Raw genomic sequence first — 1161 nt, 5'->3', positions numbered from 1 at the left:
GCAGGGCTGTTTCATTCCCTAAAATAGGTAAAATAGCAAGTATTGAGGGGATAAAAGATCATGGGTGGGAATCTGATTGAGCAATTGCGGCAAGTGGAAGATTTTAGAACTCTAGATGGTCGAAGACATCCACTGTACTTGGTATTACTGTTTGTAATAATGGGCACGATGAATGGATATGTTGGGTATCGTGCATGGGGGGATTTCGTCAAACGGCATCGTCAGGTATTGATAGAGACATTTAGAATACAAAAACATGGTGTTCCTTCTGACTCAACGATCCGACGTGTACTTATGGGAGTAGACTTCAATAAACTTGCTGCAATATTTAATCAGTGGGCTAACCAATACGTTGAAATAGAAGAATCAGAATGGTGTAGCATCGATGGTAAAAGTATTAAAGGTACAGTCCAAGACTACGATTCATCTAGTCAAAATTTTGTCAGTATTGTATCCGTATTTACTAGTAAAAGAGGGCTAGTTTTAGGTATGGATAAATTTGACAATAAGAAAGAAAGTGAAATTGCAATCGTACAAAATTTAATTACAACATTGGATATAAAAGGTGCGGTATTTAGCTTCGATTCGTTGCATTGTCAAAAAAAACTTGCAAGCTAATCATAAGTAGTGGCAACGATTATGCGATCGCTGTTAAAGATAACCAGCCAACGTTACATCGTCATATTAAACGCATTGCTGCTTTTCATAAGCCAGTCAGTCGTCATATCGAAACTGAAAAAACTAGAAATCGGTTTACAACACGTACCGTGGAAGTTTTTGATGATTTGACTGCGATCAATTCCCAGTGGACGGGTATTAAGTCTTTAATCCGGGTTGAAAGAGTCGGAACCCGCACGGGTAAAGCATATCACCAGGTTGTCTGTTATATCAGTAGTATAGTTGCCACAGCGAAAGAATTTGCTCATGGTATTCGCGGACATTGGGGTATCGAAAATCGCCTCCATTGGGTTAAAGATGTAGTTTTGAATGAAGATAATTCAACTATACGTAGGGGTAAGGCTCCTGCAAATCTCTCAATTATGCGAGCGATTGCACTGAATCTGCTTCGGCGGAATGGTTATGCTTCCATCACAACTGCCCAAAGATTTATCTCTCATGATATTGACAAACTTCTTGCTCTTATGGAATGAATCAGCCCTG

General features: G+C 39.4%; 1 pseudogene. It reads left to right on the top strand.

The features are described 5' to 3' along the window. The first annotated feature begins 60 nt into the window (after positions 1-60). Positions 61-1151: pseudogene (locus tag V7K97_RS32045) on the top strand (ISAs1 family transposase). Positions 1152-1161 lie beyond the last annotated feature (10 nt).

This window comes from Nostoc sp., assembly GCF_036917815.1.
In the GTDB taxonomy this organism is placed as follows: domain Bacteria; phylum Cyanobacteriota; class Cyanobacteriia; order Cyanobacteriales; family Nostocaceae; genus Nostoc.
Note: the sequence above shows the minus strand (reverse complement) of the source record. Positions and strands in the feature narration are given on the sequence as shown.